Source organism: Thermoplasmatales archaeon (assembly GCA_014361245.1).
Taxonomy (GTDB): domain Archaea; phylum Thermoplasmatota; class E2; order UBA202; family JdFR-43; genus JACIWB01.
In genome coordinates this window covers 1-5,611 of record JACIWB010000062.1, presented here as the reverse complement: position 1 = coordinate 5,611, position 5,611 = coordinate 1, and the positions used below count along the sequence as shown (strand labels likewise).

Here is a 5,611-nt window from a genome sequence, read left to right as displayed (position 1 = left end):
ATTTATCTCTAAAACTTTCCTTTCCTGGATGATGTGCTCTTTTATTCCACTTCCATACAGTTTTTCTGCTTATTCCAAGAAATTCAGCAATTTCTTTTGTTTTCTTTCCTGCCTTCTTTGCCATAGCCATTATTCTCCTCATTTCTGGAGTAACATGTGACATTTCCCATTCCCTCCTATAAAGAATGGGAAATTGGTTTAAGAAATGTTACTGATCTGTGTTTACTTTACATGTTGGTTAGGACTATATACAAAGAAGCATGAGGAACAATGAAAAGGAAGAAAAATTCGTTTTTTATATTTAAGAGATTGTCCTAATGCAAAACATTCTTTAAATTTGCTGAAAGATGTTCTAAGGGAAAAAGGAATTAATGAAGAAAGAGAGATTGTAGAAATAAAATCAGAAAAATATGTCAAAAAATATCATTTTTAAGTTTTCCAAGCATTCAAATCAGTGGGTTGGACATTGAAAAAGAAAAGCGAGATAGCCTTCCTTTTTGGCTGTAAAATTTATAAAGTCGGAGAAGAATATAGCGGAAGCCTCAACAGAGAGATGATTGTTAGGGCAATAGAAGAAGTTAAAAGGAGCGCAAGCTAACCTACTTTGCTTATATATTTCCCATCTACTTTATCTGCTATATATACTTCATTTCCAGCTTTTTTTATTTTAAGCCCATCTTCCAGCGCTTTTTTTACATCTATTTTAAGTATAACTGGATTTTCACATCTTCTTTTGCCGGCTTCGGTTGCTTTTTCTATGCTACCACTCAAATGAACTTTATTTCTATCAACTGGAAGCAGTCCCTGCTCAAGCACAATTTCCAGTTCTTCTTCAGTTACAGGATAATAAAGTTCATCAACATCTGCATCTGGCAAATCTGATAAATCAACATCTATTGTATGAGCATAAGTTGCTCTTATTTTTCCATCTTTTATCTGATATCTTCCTTTCTCATCAGTTGCTGCAACCGCCTCAATATGCTTCCTCCTAACCCAGTAAAATCCCTCCACTTTATTTTTTATTGCTTCAGCCATCTTATCTATTTCTATCCATCCTTTTTTATCAATTTCTAAATCAAAATTTTGTGGAAAATGCCGCAGAATACCAACCATCAAACTGCTCAATTTTTTTGCTTCTTTATCATTCATCAAAAATTTTCCTTTCCTCTTGCAGTAAGGGCAATCCTCGCCCCTATAAAAGCCGTGCTGCTCGCATATTCCTATCATTGCACATAATGGTTTAGCAATTTAAATTATTTTCTTAACTCTCCTATGGTTGTAATTCTTTCTGCAAATGCATTATGCTTATGTATTGATTCAAAGCTCTCACTCCTTGCAATAACAACCGTACTATCTGGCAGATTTTTATATCTGCTGACTATTTCTTTTAAAATATCTCTTACAACATCCTCGACAAATTTAGGATTTTCATGTGCTTTTCTAACTACTTCCATTTCATCTCCTCTCTTTAATATTTCAAAGGTAGGCGTACTCATCGATTTTTCTATTATTGAAATAATTTCATCCGCATCAATACTCCCATCATTTTCAATAAAAACACTTGCAACATTCCTCTGATTATGAGAGTAAATTTCCCCATATTTAGCTTTTATATTTTCCATAGCACAGGGGCAAACCGTCATTCCGATAACTTCAACACCTATAAATTTTTTTGCCGCCTCGCCCCTTCCCTTTATCGCAACCGCCATTATCTTATACGGCTCGAGGCTTTTCTTCCCGCCGGGCGTGCATCTTTCTAGAAAATAGTCCGAATTTATCCTCGCCTCCGCCTTGCTTGCATATTCATGCCTTAAAAGCATTTCCTCAACTATTTTTTCACATAAATCCTCTAAACTTTTTGAGGGTTGCCTTACTGAACTATCGACTATTTCTTCTATTATTTCGGCATTTCTTGAAAGGTCGCTTCCTTTCCTTGTTGGAGGTAAATCGACAAAGAGTTCTATGTTTGCTATAAGATTAACAACCTTCTCTTTTCTTTTTATACAGACAGGCTTTTTAATTCCTTTAACTCCTACTCTTGTTAATTTGAAATTTGCTTCTGGTTTCCTTGATTGAACATCTGACAGCACAATAATGAATACTTACATAGATAAAAATTTAAGTATTTTGGTATTTATCCCGCATGAAAACCGCATTATATGAATTGCATAAAGAGCTTGGGGCAACTTTTACAAATTTCATGGGATATGAAATGCCTCTCAAATATGCTTCTGTAAATGAAGAGCATTTAAATGTTCGTAGAAATGTTGGAATTTTTGATGTAAGCCATATGGGAAAAGTTTTTTTGAAAGGTAAAAATATAAAAGAGTTCATAAGTAAAATTACTGTTGAAAGAGGGGAAAAAATAGAGCAAGGGAAAGGAGCATATACACTGCTTCTGGACCAAAATGCTCACATAATAGATGATGAGTTATTTTTTAATTTAGGAAACGAGCACCTGTTTATTCCAAATTCTGGAATGCAAAAAAAAATTATTGAATGGATGGAAAAAAACAATGAAGAAGGGATTGAAATAGAAGATGCAAATGATAGTTACTCAATAATTGCAGTGCAGGGCAAATTTTCACAGGAAACACTGCAGGAGATAATCACTCCTTTTAATTTGCAATTTTTTGGATGCATCGAATTGAAAAAAGAAAATTTTAAGATAGATTTTAATGGAAGATGCATATTATCAAGAAGTGGATATACAGGTGAGAAGGGTTATGAAATGTATATATCCCCAGCTGAAGAAGCGGAAAAGATGTTCAGGGCATTGCTTAAGGAAGGAAAAAAATACGGTATAATGCCCGTTGGCTTGGCAGCAAGAGATACATTAAGGCTTGAAAAAGGATTTATGCTTGCCTCAAACGAGTTTGCTGGAGGAAGAAATCCAGTGGAAGCGGGTTTGGAATGGTGCATCGACTGGAACCATGAATTTATAGGAAAAAATGCTCTACTTGAATTTAAGAAAAAAGAGGAGTATGAAAAGCTTGCATTTCTTGAATGCATTGATTCTGGTATTCCAAGACATGGAGAAGATGTAATCAAAGATGGTGTAAAAATAGGAAATGTAACTTCAGGCGGCTTTTCTCCCTGCCTCAAAAAAGGAATAGCGATGGCATACATAAGAAAATCCTATATAAACATTGGAAGTGAAGTTGAAATAAAAGGAAGGAAAAATATAAGGGCAAAAATTATAAAACCTCCCTTTGTAGGCAAAGATGCCTGCTAACGCTCAAATTCTTCTGCTATTCTTATATATTTTTCCATCTCTTCCTTTGGAATAGGTTTTATATTTTTCATCGCTTCCTCGAAATGTCTCTTGCATATTTTTAGTTCCTCTATTTTTTTATTTCCATTCTTTATATAATCTCTTATAGCAGACATAACCGCTTCATTGCAAACCCCAGCTATATCCGCTCCAGTATATCCCTCCATTTTTTCAACGAGTTCATCAATGCTTACATCACTATCAACTGGTTTTTCCCTTAAATGAATTTTTAATATTTCCTTTCTTGCCTCCTTATCAGGCGGGGGAATGTATATAAGGCGGTCAAATCTTCCAGGGCGAAGAAGCGCAGTATCAATCATATCAGGCCTATTTGTGGCAGCTATAACAATCACATCTCTCAGCTCTTCAAGCCCATCCATCTCAGTTAGCATCTGGCTTATTATCCTCTCAGTTACTTCCGTGTCCGTCCTCCCTCTTGCGGGGGCAATTGCATCAATTTCGTCAAAGAATATTATGCAGGGCGCCGCCTGCCTTGCCTTGCGGAAAGTTTCTCTTACTGCCTTTTCGCTTTCTCCAACCCATTTTGATAGAAATTCTGGTCCCTTAACACTTATGAAATTTGCTCCACTTTCTGTAGCAACTGCTTTTGCAAGCAATGTCTTGCCAGTGCCAGGCGGACCATAAAGCAATATTCCTTTTGGTGGATTTGCTTTCATGTGAGAGAATAATTCTTGATATTTTAGTGGCCATTCAATTGCTTCCCTCAATTTTTGCTTTGCTTCTTCAAGTCCTCCAATATCATCCCATTTTACATTCGGGCTTTCTATAACAACCTCTCTCAAAGCTGATGGACTCATTGATTTAAATGCCTCGTAGAAATCCTTTTCCGTGACTTCTATTTTTTCAAGAATTTCACTCGGTATTTTTTCCGCCTCCAGATCTATCTCTGGAAGTATTCTCCTTAAAGCCCTCATCGCAGCCTCTCTTGCAAGGGCTGCTAAGTCTGCTCCAGAATAGCCATGAGTTATTTCTGCCAGCCTATCTAAATTTACATCTTTTGAGAGGGGCATGCCGCGTGCATGGATTTCAAGGATTTCTTTCCTTCCTTTCTTATCAGGTATTCCTATTTCTATCTCCCTGTCAAACCTACCGGGGCGCCTTAAAGCCGGGTCGATGGCATTTATTCTATTTGTTGCTCCTATAACAATAACCTTCCCTCTCTCTTCAAGCCCATCCATCAAAGCAAGAAGTTGTGCAACAACCCTTCTTTCAACCTCTCCAGTAACTTCTTCCCTGTTAGGAGCAATTGAATCGATTTCATCTATAAAAATTATTGATGGAGCATTATCTATTGCCTCTTTGAATATTTTTCTTATATTTTCCTCACTCTCCCCATAATACTTACTCATTATTTCAGGTCCGCTCAATGAATAAAAGTTTGCATTTGTTTCATTTGCAACCGCTTTTGCAAGCAATGTCTTGCCCGTGCCAGGCGGACCATGAAGCAAAACTCCTTTTGGTGCTTCTATACCAAGTCTTTCAAAAAGTTCTGGATGCTTCAACGGCAATTCTATCATTTCCCTGACTTGCTTTATTTCATCTTCAAGTCCTCCAATGTCTTCATATGTAACATGTGGAACTTTTCCCTCCATCACTGTTTTTTCTCCAACCTTAATTTCTGTTGTTGTTCCAATTATTACTGCTTCAGCAGAAGGAGACACACCCACTACAATCAAATCTATTTTCCTTCCCATTAAGTTTATTGATATTATATCCCCCTTTGTGACAACTCTCCCTTCCAGCAAATGAAGCAGATATTCTTCAGCCCCAACAAGCCTTAAATCCTCAAGAGGGGAGAAAACAACCTTTTCAGCAGTTTTTGCTTTTATTTTTCTTATTTTAACTCTATCATCTATCCCTGCGTCAGCATTTTTTCTTGTTATTCCATCTATCCTTATTATTCCTCTGCCCGCATCCTCGCCATATCCTGGCCAGTAAATGCAGGCGGTCTTTTTCCTTCCTTCAATTGATATAACATCTCCAGGGGTTAATTTCATTTCTTCAGCAATTTCTGGGTCAATTCTTGCAATCCCTCTACCTGCATCCCTTGGTTTTGCCTCTTCAACCCTAACAACATATTCTTCTGGCATAAAAATGTATATCAGAGGTAATATAAATATTTTACTATATACTGGGGGTTGTTGAACAAATCAATTACATTTAACATATTCATAAAGAAAATTATAGGGATAAAAAATAGTCATATATGTCTGGAGGTTATGGCAAATTGCCATTCCAATTACATGTTTCCTTCTCATATCTTCTTTTTTAAATCTGGAAAATAGTAATCTTTTTGTTTCTAGTCCCCCAAAAATT

At 36.3% G+C, this 5,611-nt stretch carries 5 protein-coding genes and 1 pseudogene; 2 read left to right on the top strand and 4 right to left on the bottom strand.

Annotated elements, in window-relative coordinates; translation table 11 throughout:
* A partial coding sequence (locus tag H5T45_07190) for a helix-turn-helix domain-containing protein (protein MBC7129486.1) occupies window positions 1-163 on the bottom strand: 163 nt, incomplete at its 3' end.
* 123 nt (window positions 164-286) lie between these two features.
* On the opposite strand from H5T45_07190, the pseudogene H5T45_07185 reads away from it, so the two are divergent.
* Window positions 287-598: pseudogene (locus H5T45_07185) on the top strand (DUF2703 domain-containing protein).
* Here H5T45_07185 and H5T45_07180 read toward each other — a convergent pair.
* Together H5T45_07180 and H5T45_07175 are read right to left on the bottom strand one after the other, a co-directional pair.
* Window positions 595-1,227: an RNA 2'-phosphotransferase gene (locus H5T45_07180; GenBank protein MBC7129485.1), complete on the bottom strand. Its 633-nt coding sequence runs from the start codon at window positions 1,225-1,227 to the stop codon at window positions 595-597. The pseudogene H5T45_07185 and the gene H5T45_07180 overlap by 4 nt on opposite strands.
* Window positions 1,228-1,253: 26 nt before the next feature.
* On the bottom strand, window positions 1,254-2,090 hold the full coding sequence (locus H5T45_07175) for a GTP cyclohydrolase I FolE2 (protein MBC7129484.1): 837 nt from the start codon (window positions 2,088-2,090) through the stop codon (window positions 1,254-1,256).
* A gap of 53 nt (window positions 2,091-2,143) precedes the next feature.
* Between H5T45_07175 and gcvT the strand changes: the two genes are divergently transcribed.
* A complete protein-coding gene (gcvT, locus tag H5T45_07170) occupies window positions 2,144-3,235 on the top strand; it encodes a glycine cleavage system aminomethyltransferase GcvT (protein ID MBC7129483.1) in 1,092 nt (363 codons plus the stop codon).
* Here gcvT and H5T45_07165 read toward each other — a convergent pair.
* A complete protein-coding gene (locus H5T45_07165; protein MBC7129482.1) occupies window positions 3,232-5,385 on the bottom strand; it encodes a CDC48 family AAA ATPase in 2,154 nt (717 codons plus the stop codon). The two genes, gcvT and H5T45_07165, sit on opposite strands and share 4 nt — an antisense overlap.
* Window positions 5,386-5,611: the final 226 nt, after the last annotated feature.